At 45.6% G+C, this 13,983-nt stretch carries 16 protein-coding genes; 4 read left to right on the top strand and 12 right to left on the bottom strand.

Annotation, left to right across the window (positions count from 1 at the left end):
* Positions 1–116: 116 nt before the first annotated feature.
* From J9317_RS03190 to J9317_RS03145, 9 genes are all read right to left on the bottom strand, one after another.
* The gene (locus tag J9317_RS03190) at positions 117–929 is read right to left on the bottom strand and encodes a pentapeptide repeat-containing protein (protein WP_211556445.1); all 813 of its coding nucleotides are present in this window, start codon (positions 927–929) and stop codon (positions 117–119) included.
* Positions 930–1,183: 254 nt separating this feature from the next.
* Positions 1,184–2,719 carry a fumarate hydratase gene (locus J9317_RS03185; protein ID WP_211556444.1) on the bottom strand — a complete coding sequence of 512 codons (1,536 nt, stop codon included), beginning with the start codon at positions 2,717–2,719 and terminating at the stop codon, positions 1,184–1,186.
* Positions 2,720–2,805: 86 nt separating this feature from the next.
* The gene (locus J9317_RS03180; RefSeq protein ID WP_211556443.1) at positions 2,806–3,078 is read right to left on the bottom strand and encodes a hypothetical protein; all 273 of its coding nucleotides are present in this window, start codon (positions 3,076–3,078) and stop codon (positions 2,806–2,808) included.
* 18 nt (positions 3,079–3,096) lie between these two features.
* On the bottom strand, positions 3,097–3,960 hold the full coding sequence (locus J9317_RS03175; RefSeq protein WP_211556442.1) for an MBL fold metallo-hydrolase: 864 nt from the start codon (positions 3,958–3,960) through the stop codon (positions 3,097–3,099).
* A 134-nt stretch (positions 3,961–4,094) separates the two neighbouring features.
* Complete coding sequence (locus J9317_RS03170) at positions 4,095–4,916, bottom strand: ABC transporter permease subunit (protein WP_211556441.1); 822 nt, start codon at positions 4,914–4,916, stop codon at positions 4,095–4,097.
* Positions 4,909–5,799, bottom strand: coding sequence for an ABC transporter ATP-binding protein (locus tag J9317_RS03165; protein ID WP_211556440.1), 891 nt, complete (start codon positions 5,797–5,799; stop codon positions 4,909–4,911). The genes J9317_RS03170 and J9317_RS03165 overlap by 8 nt, the downstream gene beginning before the upstream one ends.
* A 20-nt stretch (positions 5,800–5,819) precedes the next feature.
* Entirely contained in the window at positions 5,820–6,356 is a 537-nt protein-coding gene (locus J9317_RS03160) for a helix-turn-helix domain-containing protein (RefSeq protein ID WP_211556439.1), read from the bottom strand.
* 116 nt (positions 6,357–6,472) lie between these two features.
* Positions 6,473–7,405, bottom strand: a complete 933-nt coding sequence (locus J9317_RS20975) for a GNAT family N-acetyltransferase (RefSeq protein WP_431190666.1) — start codon at positions 7,403–7,405, stop codon at positions 6,473–6,475.
* Between the two features lie 443 nt (positions 7,406–7,848).
* Complete coding sequence (locus tag J9317_RS03145; protein WP_211556438.1) at positions 7,849–8,448, bottom strand: TetR/AcrR family transcriptional regulator; 600 nt, start codon at positions 8,446–8,448, stop codon at positions 7,849–7,851.
* Positions 8,449–8,558: 110 nt separating this feature from the next.
* Between J9317_RS03145 and J9317_RS03140 the strand changes: the two genes are divergently transcribed.
* Positions 8,559–9,026, top strand: a complete 468-nt coding sequence (locus J9317_RS03140) for a tryptophan-rich sensory protein (protein WP_211556437.1) — start codon at positions 8,559–8,561, stop codon at positions 9,024–9,026.
* Positions 9,027–9,039: 13 nt separating this feature from the next.
* Here the strand turns inward: J9317_RS03140 and J9317_RS03135 are convergent, their stop codons facing one another.
* On the bottom strand, positions 9,040–9,192 hold the full coding sequence (locus tag J9317_RS03135) for a hypothetical protein (protein WP_211556436.1): 153 nt from the start codon (positions 9,190–9,192) through the stop codon (positions 9,040–9,042).
* Positions 9,193–9,244: 52 nt separating this feature from the next.
* Entirely contained in the window at positions 9,245–9,442 is a 198-nt protein-coding gene (locus J9317_RS03130; protein WP_035407202.1) for an SE1561 family protein, read from the bottom strand.
* 137 nt (positions 9,443–9,579) lie between these two features.
* Here J9317_RS03130 and yfkAB point away from each other — a divergent pair, with 137 nt between their 5' ends.
* Positions 9,580–10,701 (top strand): radical SAM/CxCxxxxC motif protein YfkAB, encoded by a 1,122-nt coding sequence (yfkAB, locus tag J9317_RS03125; RefSeq protein WP_211556435.1) that lies wholly within the window; start codon positions 9,580–9,582, stop codon positions 10,699–10,701.
* Positions 10,702–11,152: 451 nt separating this feature from the next.
* Here the strand turns inward: yfkAB and J9317_RS03120 are convergent, their stop codons facing one another.
* Positions 11,153–11,941, bottom strand: a complete 789-nt coding sequence (locus tag J9317_RS03120) for a YfkD famly protein (protein WP_211556434.1) — start codon at positions 11,939–11,941, stop codon at positions 11,153–11,155.
* Between the two features lie 164 nt (positions 11,942–12,105).
* Between J9317_RS03120 and J9317_RS03115 the strand changes: the two genes are divergently transcribed.
* Positions 12,106–12,660, top strand: a complete 555-nt coding sequence (locus tag J9317_RS03115; RefSeq protein WP_211556433.1) for a copper resistance CopC family protein — start codon at positions 12,106–12,108, stop codon at positions 12,658–12,660.
* A gap of 70 nt (positions 12,661–12,730) precedes the next feature.
* On the top strand, positions 12,731–13,735 hold the full coding sequence (locus J9317_RS03110; protein ID WP_211556432.1) for a copper resistance D family protein: 1,005 nt from the start codon (positions 12,731–12,733) through the stop codon (positions 13,733–13,735).
* Positions 13,736–13,983: the final 248 nt, after the last annotated feature.

The following is a 13,983-nucleotide window of genomic DNA, read 5'->3' as shown; positions in this document are numbered from 1 at the left end:
GATACACCCTAATATTTTCCTGAACCGGACTAGTAATAAAATTGGGCAGCCAATTTTCTTCAGTTGCTTTATTGGAGCCAGTTATATTAATGGTAACAGGCGAACAGGAAAAGGTCTTACGTCCAATGGGCAGGACTTCTTAATCCTTCCGGCAGCTTCGTCTTCCGGTCTCCCCTGGCCGAGTTCACCTGCACCTGTGTAAGAAAAATACTCCCTCTTAAATCCGCACCGCTCAAATCGGCATCCCGCAAGTCGGCTCCAATCATGTCCGCCAGTCTCATGTCGGCGTTCCGGAGATCGGCAGCAATGAGCAGGGCCCCTCTTAAGCTGGCCCCCTTGAGATCGGCTCCCTTTAGCTTCGCCCCGATATAGTCGCTTCCCCGTTTCGTGTTTTCTTTTCGGACTGCGTCTTTACGGACGAGTTCACTTGTGCGTTTGAGCAGTTCATTTACGATTGCCCGGTGCGCCGGAACATTGAGGCTGATGATGGATTCGGGATTGAGTTCCGTAAGGGCTGCTGTCTGTTCGAGAGCCGCCTGCAACTCCTTGTAGATTGGCTGCGTTTCTTCACGCTTCAGAGCTTCATGCAGATAGCCCAGCATTTCATGTAGCTGCTGCATGATTGGGAACACCTCAAACATTTCCTTCGCAGTATCCGGGTTTTCACGCCAATCGTTTCCGGCGTATGTAACCTGAGAGACTTTTTGGCCAGCCCCAAAGCATTCGTACACCGTACAGCCCTTGAACCCTTTTTCTCTCAAGTTCTGATGGATCTTGCAGCGGTAATCTGCCTGCAGGTTACGGCATGGGATTCCGCCATCTTTATTGATTGGAAAATCAGCTGACTTCGCATAGGGCAGTGCCACACAGCATAAGCCGAAGCAGTTTTCGCAGTCTGCCTGAAGCTGATATGGTGGTTTTGGTGACACGTTTTCCGCTTCCTTTCTTGTATAAAAGGCAAGAATGCGTCTGCATCCTTGCCTTTGTCTTGTGATATGGGATTTGAGTTCTGTCGAATTCTGCGAAAAATCGATAAATCATGGTTTTCGTTGATATATTGGAATTTTCGCCGATATCCCAGAAAGTAGATATATTATAAATTTCGCCGATATCCTGCTAGATAGCAGTTTTTCGGAACACGAGCAGAGCCGTTCAGGCCCATTAAGCCCCCGCAACCCCCGTTTTATTTAAAAACCGGCTCTTTAAATTGCGCCAATCTCTCAAGTGAGCTCTGTTCTACGTCTTTATGAAGGCTGTTTCCATGGGAATCCATCGTGACTACGGCTTTGAAGTCTTGAACCTTCAGGTGCCACATCGCTTCCGGAATTCCGAATTGCATAAGGTCGACGCCTTCTACAGATTTGATGCAGTCTGCGTAATACTGGGCTGCTCCTCCGATGGCGTTTAGGTAGACGCCGCCGTGCTCTTCAAGTGCCTTCAGCGTTTTGGCGCCCATTCCGCCTTTTCCGATGACGGCACGGATTCCGAAGCGTTTCATGATGTCACCCTGGTAAGGCTCCTCACGGATGCTTGTCGTTGGCCCCGCTGCTTTTACGTGCCATTTCTCGTTTTCGTCCTTCAGCATTACTGGTCCGCAGTGGTAAATGATTTGGCCGTTCAAATCGATTGGTGCATCGTTTTCGGACAGGTACTTGTGAATCGCGTCGCGGCCTGTGTACATCATGCCGATGATTTTCACGACGTCCCCTACTTTAAGGGAACGGATTTTTTCTTCCGTAATCGGTGCTTCCAGAATAATTTCTTCAGCCGGAGTGATCTCCTCTGCAGCGGCCGCTACCTCTTTTGCAAAATCGATTTCTTCGCCTTCCTGATACAGCCATTCCTCAATCTCGCCGGTCTCAGGATTGATTTTCATGCCAAGGCGTCTGAAGGCCCAGCAGTTGTAAGCAACGGAAACGAAGAAGCTCGCTGGAATGCGGTTGATGGCGCCGGCCTTGCACCCAAGCAGCGTCGTTTCGCCGCCGAAGCCCATCGTGCCGATCCCAAGCTTATTGGCGTTTTCCAGTACATACTCTTCAAGCTCCCGAAGCTCAGGAATCGGGTTGACGTCCTCATTGCTCCGGAACAGCTGCTCCTTCGCAAGCTCATACCCGCTCGTCCGGTCGCCTCCGATGCCGACGCCGATAAATCCGGCACTGCAGCCCTGGCCTTGAGCCTGGTAAACCGAGTGCATCACACATTTGCGGATCCCGTCCAGGTCACGTCCTGCGCGGCCAAGCCCGTCCAGCTCGCAAGGCAGGCTGTACTGGATATTTTTGTTCTCACAGCCGCCGCCCTTCAGGATGAGGCGCGCGTCAATGTAGTCATTTTCCCACTGCTCGAACTTGATGACCGGTGTCCCGTCTCCAAGATTGTCGCCTGTATTGCCGCCTGTTAAGGAGTCTACAGAGTTCGGACGGAGCTTCCCCGTCTTCGTCGCCTCCGCAATCGCCCGCTTGATCGCTTCCTTCATTTTGATCTGATTCGCGCCAACCGGCACCTTCAACTTAAAGGTTGGAAGGCCTGTATCCTGGCAGATCGGTGATACATTTTCGTCCGCCATTGCGATATTATCGGTAATAGTGTTTAGCGACATCGCTGCGCGCGTCCCTGCGTTTTCACCTAATTTTGCTTTTTGAATCGCTCTTCTTACATCCCTTGGAAGGCGTGTGGATGTTTCCACAATCAGCTCAACCATGCTCTCATAAAATTTCTCCAACCGTACTCTCCCCTTTGTGCTTATGTATGGTAATCTCTAAATTTATTATACTCCTTCATTTTTGGAATTGTAAGGGGATACATGATTCACAATCTTTCACGTTTCAAAAGCTGATCAAGTTCGGTTTTTGTCTTAATGATATAATCATCATCCACATGAATAAGCTTCATATCGAGTGTCAAAATGTAATCTCTAAAGCTGTCATTTAACGTAATGAAGCCAGAGCCATATTTATGTTTGAACCAATTCATTTTTTTTAGCTCTTTGAATTTTCTTTTAAACTCCCTATTTTTCTTCGTTGGAAAAAAATCGATTAATAGTTCAAGAAACTCCGCTGCAAGATCAAATAGATCACTCAAACTCATGCCTGCTTTCTTTTATTGATGATCGGTATGAACGATGAGAGTATCGTATGCAAATTCTACATTCAATCCCTCTGCCGCCAGTAATTTTTCAACCTCTTTCAGGTCGTCATGGCTCAAACCGCTGATTTCTTCTATATGGGTCAGCATGGTTTTTTTAGCCTGAAGTACTTTTATGATTTCAATGGTTTCTGTAAAGGTACATTCCTCTTTTAACAGAGGATGATCGGCTTGAACCAATCGTTCTCCGGTTAGCGGATGCGTCTCGAAAATGCCCGCCGGCAAGATGGCAAGGTCGGCACCCTTTACCTCTGAACCCGGTTTCCAGTTATTTGTTTCATCCATAGCGATAACGACTTTTTGCTCGGAATTCTCAAGTAAAAAGGCATACACATAGTCTTCCGCCAGCCGGAACGGTGTAATGATCGTGTCCTTTACCCACACTGAATCGCCGTCTTTTAATTCACGAAGATCCACAAATCCCTGCTGCTCGAAAAACGCAAAGTGATCCCCGCTGCCAAGGAAGCGCTGAAAATCCACGGCTACCTGCTTCGGCAAATACACCTTTGTTTTCGTGTGGCTTGGGGGATGATTTCTCCAATCCGCATTCAGCGACTCGACAATCCGTCTCCCCATCACATGATCCGGATGCCAATGGGAATAAAACACCCCCTCAATCGATTGAATGGAGGACCGGTTAATCTGAAAATAAATGTCTTCCGGCGTATCGAATAATAGATTGAGCCCGTGTACAAAAAGACTCGGACCGGAACGGCTGTAAGGGACGCCAATCTCTCTTGCTTCCTCACAAACCGCACATCGGCATAGAGGCCTCGGGATCGTCATCGCCCCGCCTGTGCCAAGGAATTCGAATTTCATTTTTTTGCCCCCTGTCAATCTCACTCTTTTATTTATATATATCATACAAGAGGTGTTAATTTATAGGAAACAAAGAGATAGGGAGAGATTATCACCAAAAAGGCTTATTCCCAATGAATAAGCCCCATGTTATCTCATCCTATCTGATTCTCAAACAGCGAATTCCGATTATTAAACTTCATAATCCAGTAAAACAGAAAAACATTAAGCAGCAGGACAGCAGCCGAGATCATCAGCATCAGCTCAATTCCAAGCAGGAAAAGGCCGCTTAGCTGCCCGACGAGCATCCCGATTACGGGAAGAACAATGATTCCGCCGATATTTTGTGCTTCCTGATAGGTTTTCACCTTTGCTGAAATGATGACGTTTAATAGAATTGTCATGATCATGACAAGCGGGGACAGACAAAGGATCAGCACAAGCCATTTGCCTGACGGGAAAATTAGTTTTTCAAACAGGAGGAAGCCGGTCACATTGATGATGATGCCGCTTATGATGAAGCTGATGAGCGAAACGGCAACCGATGGAATAAAGGAAGCTAGCACTTTCCCTGCAAAAAGCTCTTTAATGGTGATCGGTGAAAACAGGAGGCTTTCCAGTGTCCTGCGCTCCTTTTCTCCGGCAAAGCTGTTGGCGGCGATGACCGAGGACGTGATGATCGGGATGAGTAAAAATAAAGACGGATACAGATAATTCGTGAAGATGTAGAAAAATTTCTGATTCAGTTCCGGCATTACACCAGCTTGAAGCCCGACCAGCATTTTATCAATGAGCTGAAGCATCGCGGGGTCCATCATGCTTCCCACGTCGGCAAACAGGACGAAGCAGGACATAACGATTGGAAAAACCGTGCTGAAAATCAGCGGGATGACGATGAGGGTAATAAACAGATTTTTCGTCCGGATCAGCTGAGTGATGTCTTTCTTAAATATCGCTGCGATGACGGTCTTATCCATGATGGGCCTCCCTTATTTTAAAGTAGATGGTTTCAACGGAGATGTTTTCGATGCTGACAGAATAGACGGAATGGGTTTGTAGGATTTCCTTCAGAAGAGAGGAAATCTCCCTTTTTGATTTTACCCGGCAGCGGAGAAACCCATCTTTAACGATGTCCATTCCGTTCCTTCCCGGCCAATCCGTCTCAATCACGACCGATAGCTCGGTTATATATTTCTCCGTCAGTTCCGATAAAGAACCTTGTTCTGCAATCGTATGATTTTCCATAAAGGCAAAGGAATCACAGATGGTCTCCAGCTGATGCAAAACGTGTGAGCAGATGATAATCGTCGTGCCTGTTTCTTCGTTGTATTTTTTCAGGTAGGAGAGAACGAGGTTGATCCCGTCGGGGTCGAGTCCGTTCGTTGGTTCATCCAGGAACAAAATTTCCGGCTTATGAAGGAGCGCCTTCGCAAGGGCCAGCCTCTTCTTCATCCCCGTACTGTACGTTCCAGCCGGTCGATGCTGATACTCCTCCATATCAAACAGCTTCAGCAGCCGGTCAATCTCACTCTTATCCTGGACCTTGTAAAGCTCCGCGAAAAATTTCAAATTATCCAGACCGCTCATCTCGTGATACAAACCGGCGTTTTCCGTCACAATGCCTGATATTTTCCTGATCTCATCGCCCTCTGTTACAGGGTCAAAACCAGCAACCCGTATCGTTCCCTGATCTGGAGTGATGACCCCGTTCAGAATCCGGATCAGAGTCGTCTTCCCTGCCCCGTTCGGTCCAAGCAGGCCAAGAATTTCACCCTTTTTCACGGTGAAATCCACACTTTTCAGCACGGACTCTTTTCCAAATGATTTCGCCGCTCCTGCAACTTCAATAATATTGGACAATATAGCCGCCTCCTCTGCCTTTATTTTTCTGGATCAGGAATTGTGATCGTTGCAATATGCCTCGTTCTCCGTTCTGGTGACGGCTGTTTCTCCATGGCTTCCACCATCAGACTGGCCATTTTCCCCATCAGTTCAATAAACTCTTCATCCGTTAAATGAACACTCGCTAGCCGGTACCCGACTCCATCCTCTATCAGATTAAATGCTTCCTGATTTAAATAGTCTTCATACATGCCGGCTAACTGATTCGTAAACGCGGCGAATAAATCCAGATGTTCTTCCTTCGAAATCTTCTCAAGATCCTCCGGCGTCGCAGCCCCGGTCTGTTTTAGCGCATAAATCTTTTCCACTGTTCCACGGATCGGATTTTCCTGAACAACTTCAATAATTTCCGCTTCTAAAAGCTTGTTGATATGCCGGTACAAGGTGGCAGGAGGAACTCCGTCAATCCGTTCTGAAAGCTGCTGGGCAGACAGCTCTCTCCCATTAATTAAAGCCTGCGCAATTTTCATTCTGACCGGATGCAGAAGGAGTTTCGCTTTAGATGTTTGATTCATTACGGCATTCACCTCTTACCATTATCACTTTTGATAATATAATATGAAACGATAATAATCAATAGAAAAAATACCCCCGCTGAATGGAGGTATTTCATGATTGCTGTAGTTACTGACTACTTGAGGCTGCAAGTCATCGATAACGTGCGATTCGTAAATCCCATCTTTTTATAAAGCTGTATCGCCTGATTCCCTGCAAATACGCTCAATCGAACTTCTGTATGACCTTCCAATTTAAGATGGGCAATAGCCTCTTCCATCAGTTTCCTGCCAAGCCCATTTCCCCTGAGGGGTTCAAGCACATAGAGTTCATAGATAAATCCATACGTTCGATCTGCAAGCGAATCCTTGCCCCCTCCAATCAAAACCCATCCCTGAAAGACATCTCCATCCTCAGCAACTAAATACCGGCACCCTTTATCCAAGAGTGACTGAACAAGCAAGCCCGCTTTTTCATCGGACGGGCGGGCTTCACCAAGAGTTCCGTCGCTCATTGCCTGAGAAGAGTGTGAAAGAATGATTGGGAGGTCTTGCTCTGTAAAAGGCCGAATTTGGGATCGAAGGGAACCCCGTTTATCGGCTGAAGAATTTTCTTTAACCGCTTTTTTTGCATAAACCTTAATCGATCCCCCGCCAGGTCCATATGCCTCTCCCGAATGGGTCCACCCGTATTTCTCATAATAGCCGTCTATATCAGTTGTTAAGTAAAGTGTCTTGTACCCTTTCTCAGAAGCTTCCTGCAGCCCATGCTCAAGAAGCTCCCTGCCGAGTTCCTTCCCCCGGTAAGCAGGATCCACATACAGACAGGCAAGCCATGGATACAAATCCTGACGGCTGTTTATGTCATTTCTTAGCAAAGCGTATGTACCGATGATTTCATCGTTTTGGAGTCCGATATAAAACCTCGGAAGATCGGAATCGGTTTTACACGAATGCTTCATGCAGTCTTCGTAAAACGCACGGTTCTCTTCGCTTCCCCATTCTCCCCAGAAGACTTGAAGAGCCTTTTCAAAAAGTTCAGGACGCTGGCTGATTTCTAGAATTTCCATTTTGTTTTCCCCTTTGCTCGTTTTCTATTTACAAGGCAGGTAAATCCGTAGTGTAAAAATCCAATCACAAGGGTTCCGGTAAACGGCAGCAAAATATATGTCGGCCGGGAATACATCCCTCTGAAAAAGTAAGCGTATGTAGTGACAAGCAGGGCAAACAAGAGCAGCCCCAAAAGACCTTGTTGATTTCTGACTTTACATAGTTTCCCGCTCCATAAACAATCGTGCTCCAGCAAATCGCAGCTCCAATCAGAAATAAAAGACTGCAAAGATAGTCCACCGCATCTGGAAAATAGTCGCTTCTGACAGGTATGGTCAGCTTGCAAACCGCTAGTGAAATGAATATGGAAACCAGCATCCATGTCCAATAAATAATCCGTCTTATTTTCCCCATCTGTGTTTCTCCTCTTTATCCCCTGGTAAGGCGACTCTTGGAATCCAATTTATAAAAATTTCGAGTAATTTCTTATTCTAAAACCATTGGAAACCAGTTCTGGGGCAATGGATTCAATCACATTCAACCCTGATTCAAGGCTAAATAAAGAAAGAACGATGTCATCTAACTCATTTGAGGACACTTCTTGTCCTTGTTTCAGGAAATGAGATTCAAGCGCTTTTTTCATAGAAGAAAAGATGGTTGTATAACAGTTTACAAATTTTTCTTTAATTCCTTCATTTCTCATTGCAAATAAAGTAAATTCCATCATCAGCATGTTCCATTGTCGTGCTTTTTCTGAATCAGCCTGCATCTGAAGCAAGTCATTTACCTTTTCGGATCGTTCGAAAGAATTCATCATTCCTGAAAAAACCTGTTCCCAGTCTTGTCCCTGTTTTTGAACTCTTCGATCGTACAAGGCCAGAAATAGGTTTTCTTTATTTGTAAAGTTTGAATAAACCGCGCCTTTGGAATAGCCAGCCTCCTCTGCTATTTCATCTACAGAAGCACCGCCGAATCCTTTATTTGCAAAAATTTTCTCGGCAGCATCCAGCAAATTTTCGGTCGTTTGGCGGCGCTTTTCTTCCATGGTTAATCGTTTTACCATGTAAAGACCTCCCAATTTTCATTGACATACTATTAAGTATTAATATACCATATGATTATTAGATACCAAAAAGTATCTAAATACCAAATAGTATATTAGGGGATGAAAAAATGCTTAAAACACTGACGAAGCGAGAAAAATGGATGGGAATACTCTTTTCGATCGGAACATTAATTGTTGTCATGACAGCAGCTTTAATTGGATTTGCCTATGCTCCTCCAAATGAAAACCTTCATACAGCCCCTGGAGATTCATTTTTTTGGATTGCCTGGCTGATTGTAATCCCTACTTGGGGCATAGCTACATGGCTTGTCTGGCTTCAAAGAGGCAAAGAGGATATAAGAGGGGCAATGGTCGTTTTCGCTTTTTTTCTATTATCCATTATTTCCTTTTTTCCAAATACCGCTGCAGCTAATCAAAGCGTATTAGCTATCTTTATTGGGGATGTGATTGGTATAATTGAAAGCTTGTTTATCCTTTGGCTGTACAGCCGCTACTCAAGAGCAGCCATTTTGTGGCTCCTTCCGCTCGTTATATGGTTTCCAATCACAACGGTTATAAAATTTATTAACTTATAAAAAAAGAACCTTCTCAGGTCCTTCTAAAGATTGTCCTATCAATTCTTTCTTCATCTGCTCCTCCAGCTCCAGTACTTCCTGGAGTTAGGGAGCGTGTTCGATTCATTACATCAAGAGCAATCAAATCTGCACCGATTTCTTGGTATGTATATTTGCGAATCTCCATATACAGCCTCAAAGAAGATTACATAAAAAAAGACCACCCGCAGATGATCTCCTCACTCTTCTTCCTGATCCCAATCCTTTTTAAACCGGTCAAACTTACCTTCCAAATCATCAAGCATCTGAATCAGGCGGTCCACATCTTCAAGATCCGTTGATTCAGGATCCATAGAATCGATGACCTCCATGAACATATTCAGGCGGTTTTTTAAATAGTCTATTTGTGAGTCTTTATCTTTTGCGGCGTTTCCCATTTTTGCATTCACTCCTTTCACCGTTTTCATGGTAGCGGATTTCTCGGGAATTGACAACTGCACGAATACAAGGTTTCGTGATAAGATGGACTTTGTGATTTTATCTACATGTACGTCTATTAAAGGAGTTTTTTTCGATGAGCACTACTCACAGTTTACCCCCTATTACCCCTTCCTACGACCCGTGGGAAGCTTATATGGACATAGAACAATATGGAAAGCCTACCTTGACGAACGTTGAATTTACTACAACCACTCTCTGTAATATGAGATGTGAGCATTGTGCGGTCGGCTATACGCTGACTCCGAAGGATCCGAACGCGCTTCCTTTAGACCTGCTGATCCGCCGTTTGAATGAAATTCCAAATTTGCGGTCGTTCAGCATTACGGGCGGCGAGCCGATGATGTCAATGAAATCGGTGAACAACTATGTTGTGCCGCTTTTGAAATATGCGCATGAGCGCGGTGTCCGGACGCAGATCAATTCAAACCTGACGCTTGATCTGGCAAGGTATGAGAAAATCATTCCTTATCTGGATGTTCTGCACATCTCCCATAACTGGGGTACGATGGAGGACTTTGCGGAAGGCGGCTTCGCGATGATGGAGAAAAAGCCGACCTTTGAGCAGCGCGCGAAATATTTTGACCGGATGGTGGAAAACAGCCGTGCGCTTGTCGCTGCAGGTGTAACCGTGTCCGCGGAGACAATGCTGAATAAGCGCACACTCCCACATCTTGAAAAAATCCACAAGCAGATTACAGAGGAAATGCTGTGTCAAAGGCATGAGGTACACCCTATGTACCCAAGTGACTTTGCGAGCGCACTCGAAACCCTTTCATTAGAAGAAACTCGCCAAGCGATTCACAAACTGCTGGACGTCCGGAATGAAGAGGTGTGGATGCTGTTCGGCACCTTGCCGTTTTATGCATGCAGTGATTCTGAAGAGGATTTGGAGCTGATGAGGAGACTGCGTGCTTCAAAAAACGTAACGGTCCGGAATGACCCGGATGGCCGGTCCCGCTTGAACGTCAATATTTTCACGGGAGAAGTCATTGTAACGGACTTCGGCGATACTCCGCCACTCGGCAACATTCAGACATCAACTCTTCAAAGCGCCTATGAAAAGTGGTCTGGTTCAGCAATCGCCAAGTCATTAAGCTGCCACTGCCCGAGCGTACAATGCCTCGGCCCGAATATTCTGGTGAAAAACAGCTACTATGCAAATGAAGATTTCACGATGAAGAAAGCCAAACTGTAAAGCCTGGGGGCTTTGCAGTTTTTTTGTTTGGTGGGGCTCATAAGATCGGATTGCTATCCGACATCCGCCCTTCCCATTGAACCGCCAATTCCTAGTTTTGCCCGCTATCGACAAGTTTTCGCCTGTTATCGACACGCTTTTGCCCGTTATCGACAAACTCTTGCCCGTTATCGACAAATTTTCGCCCGTTATCGATGATCGCACCGTACTATACGAAATCCGCCCTCCCCCATAACCCCCCCAATCCCCCGTTTTGCCCGTTATCGACACGCTTTTGCCCGTTATCGACACGTTTCTGCCCGCTATCGACAAAATCCTGCCCGCTATCGACAAAATCCTGCCCGCTATCGACAAACTCCTGCCCGCTATCGACACGTTTCCGCCCGTAAATCCGCCTCCTCACCACACAAAAAAACACCGTCCAGCCCCCTGAACGGTGTCCTCCCACTGATTACCTCGGGCGATCCGAGACCATGTATCCAAAGGATAGGTGATCTTGAACCGGAATCCATGCGCCGATTCCCTGTGAGGTGATGTTTTTTACGTTGATTTTTCGCTTGTTTCCTTTGAGCTCCAGGTACACTTCCCCGTATGTCACTTTCCCTTTTTCGCTGATGGCCGGTGCGTATGCGTATAGGTAGCCCATTTTTTTAACGGGTACGTTGTAGATTTGATCTTTTTTGGTGCCGGATCCAATGATGGTTTCGAAGGAGAGCGGCAGGTTGGTTTTCTTCATGGCTTTCAGCAGCATCATGTTTTTCACGTCTTCGACCATTGGGACTTCAGAGGTAAGGCCGCCTCTAATTTTTTTCTGGTCGTTTTGCTTGTAATGGATTTGGGCGGCTGCTTTTCCTCCGCGGTTGTCGGACAGGTTCGAGTTGATGCGCTGGTATTCCCAGTGTGGCGTTGTTTCACTGGATTCATAGTTCAGTGCCCATCGGCCAAGGTAGATGGTCGCACGGTATCCGACTGCAAGCGGCGAATCGGAAATCGTTGTTTCATTCAGCTGCTTGATGAGATTCGGATTTTCAATTGGAACGGTTGAGGATTCGGAAAGCTCTCTTGCAAGCTCGCTCGGCTGCAGATATGGAAGGTTCTGCGCCGGATTAGGATACGTATTTTCCTTGGATATGTCCAGTACAGATGATGGGATTTTCGTTTTCGCTTCCGTCATGTAGATGCTTGAAAAACAAACGGATAATAGCACAGCTACACAAATGGTGATTCGTTTCATTTTCATGGGTGGGTCCCCTTCCAGCTTCTTTTCTCATAGTTTTTTCAGGGGTTGAGCGGATTATCCATCTTCCGCAAAAAAATGATGATTTTCAACAATTCAACACACTTTATGCATGTTTTGACACGAAATATTGGTAAAATAAACAGTGACCTGAAAGGAGCTTTTTTATGAAAAAAATCATCGTTCTTTTTCTTTTTACCTTATTCACCTTTCATCAGACCGGGGCTCTGGCACATTCTACATTGGAAAGCTCAAATCCAGAGAAGGGCTCGACGGTGACGGAAAAACTGGATGAGATTCAGCTTACGTTTAATACAGAGGTTGAGGAGTCCAGTACATTTAAAGTGCTGAAGGACAGGAAGACAGAGGTTCCTGTCGAACAAGTGCAGATCAACGGCAGCACACTTACCGGGCAGCTGCCGGAACAGTTGGAGAACGGATCTTATACGGTTAGCTGGGATATTGTTGGAGCAGACGGCCATGTGATCAAGGATTCCCTGGAGTTTACATTAAACGTTCCAGCCCCTGTCCAGGAAGAACAGCCACCTGCCGAAGACAAAAAGAAAGAGCCTGCTGCTGAGAAAAAAGAAGAAACGGCTGCAAAAGAAAAAACAGCCTCTGAAACACCTTCCAATGACAGCACCATGGTCATCATCGGATCCATCCTTGCCATTGCTGCAGTTGCTGCGATCTTTTTTTCGTTAAGAAAAGGCCGTCGCTAATATGGTTTGGATTATGCTTTCTGAAGTTGGGCTGTATCTCAGCTTTTCCATTCTGATAGGCGCCCTCTTTATGTCTTACATACCAGAAGCCAAGAAACCGGACATTCATGTGCCGAAACGCTGGATGCAGCTCGCGACGCTTGGAGTCGCTGTTTTTTCATTTTCTCCTGTGCTCGAGCTTGCTTCCCGCTTTTATGAAACGAAAGGATTTTTCGGAGCGATTGTTCAGGTGATCAAGGATTTTCAGATTGGACAGATGTGGGCGCTAGCGCTTGTCCTAATCATCATGTTTTATTTATTTATTACATTTGCACCGATTTTTGATGATGTCCAGTATCGGACCATTTCTTTATTTTTCGTGATTTCTCTTATCTTTTCAATTAGTGTTAACAGCCATACCGCTTCACTGAGCGGATACGGGATCCTGTACCATGCCATTCACTTTTTGACGATGAGTGTATGGATCGGAATTTTGCTGCAGGTCAGCTGGTTCTCAAAAAACAGCCGAAATTGGCTGTCCTTCTTAAAATGGTTTAACCCAGTAGCGATGATTCTGGTTGTCCTTGTTATTTTCACAGGATTTCTCCTGATGACGCTGCTTATGAATGTCGCTGAATACCCGCAAACTTGGGCACTCAATTACGGACAGTATTTACTGATTAAACATTTAATCGTTATTCCGGTTCTCGTATTTGGATTTTTGAATGGTTTTTATATGAAGAGACGGCTTCAGAGGGGAAGCGATGGGGATCCTCGCAGATGGACGAAAACAGAGAGCCTGTTTCTGCTGATCGTATTTCCTGTTACGGGACTCCTCGGGCAGCAGGAGCCGCCGCATAATATTGAGGTTACGAAAGCGAGCGATGGGATTTCCCCATTATTTAAGCTGTTTTCGCCTGACTCAGAGATTGGATTTGCATTCGGAGGATCCAGTTTATTATTCGGTCTGCTGGCTATTGCTTTTATGACGATGCTCATCCTGCAGTTCAGGAAAAATGCACCTGCGGTATACGTTTTAATTATGGGGCTGCTGTTTACCATCTCTTCTTATCTATTTATCATGACAAGCATTTAAAGAGGACAAGCGTCGCCCTCTTTCAAAAAAAATTTTTCTGAATATTTACAAATTTAATCTAAAATTATATGATGTTAGTAAGCAACCTAAAGTGTGATTGTGGTTTCGTCCTAAAAATTTTTGGCTGACTCTAAATCGAGTCAGCCGCTTTTTTTATAGGCTATGTTAAAGCATGGTGTTGATTTTTTGACACCTGTTTGTTGATTGGAGCGGAAGGCGTGAGACCCTGCGGGAGCAGCGGGACAGGT

Origin of the sequence: Metabacillus flavus (assembly GCF_018283675.1) — a bacterium.
Classification (GTDB): domain Bacteria; phylum Bacillota; class Bacilli; order Bacillales; family Bacillaceae; genus Metabacillus_B; species Metabacillus_B flavus.
The sequence above is the reverse complement of the archived record's forward strand: the minus strand, read 5'-3'. Positions and strand labels throughout refer to the sequence as shown.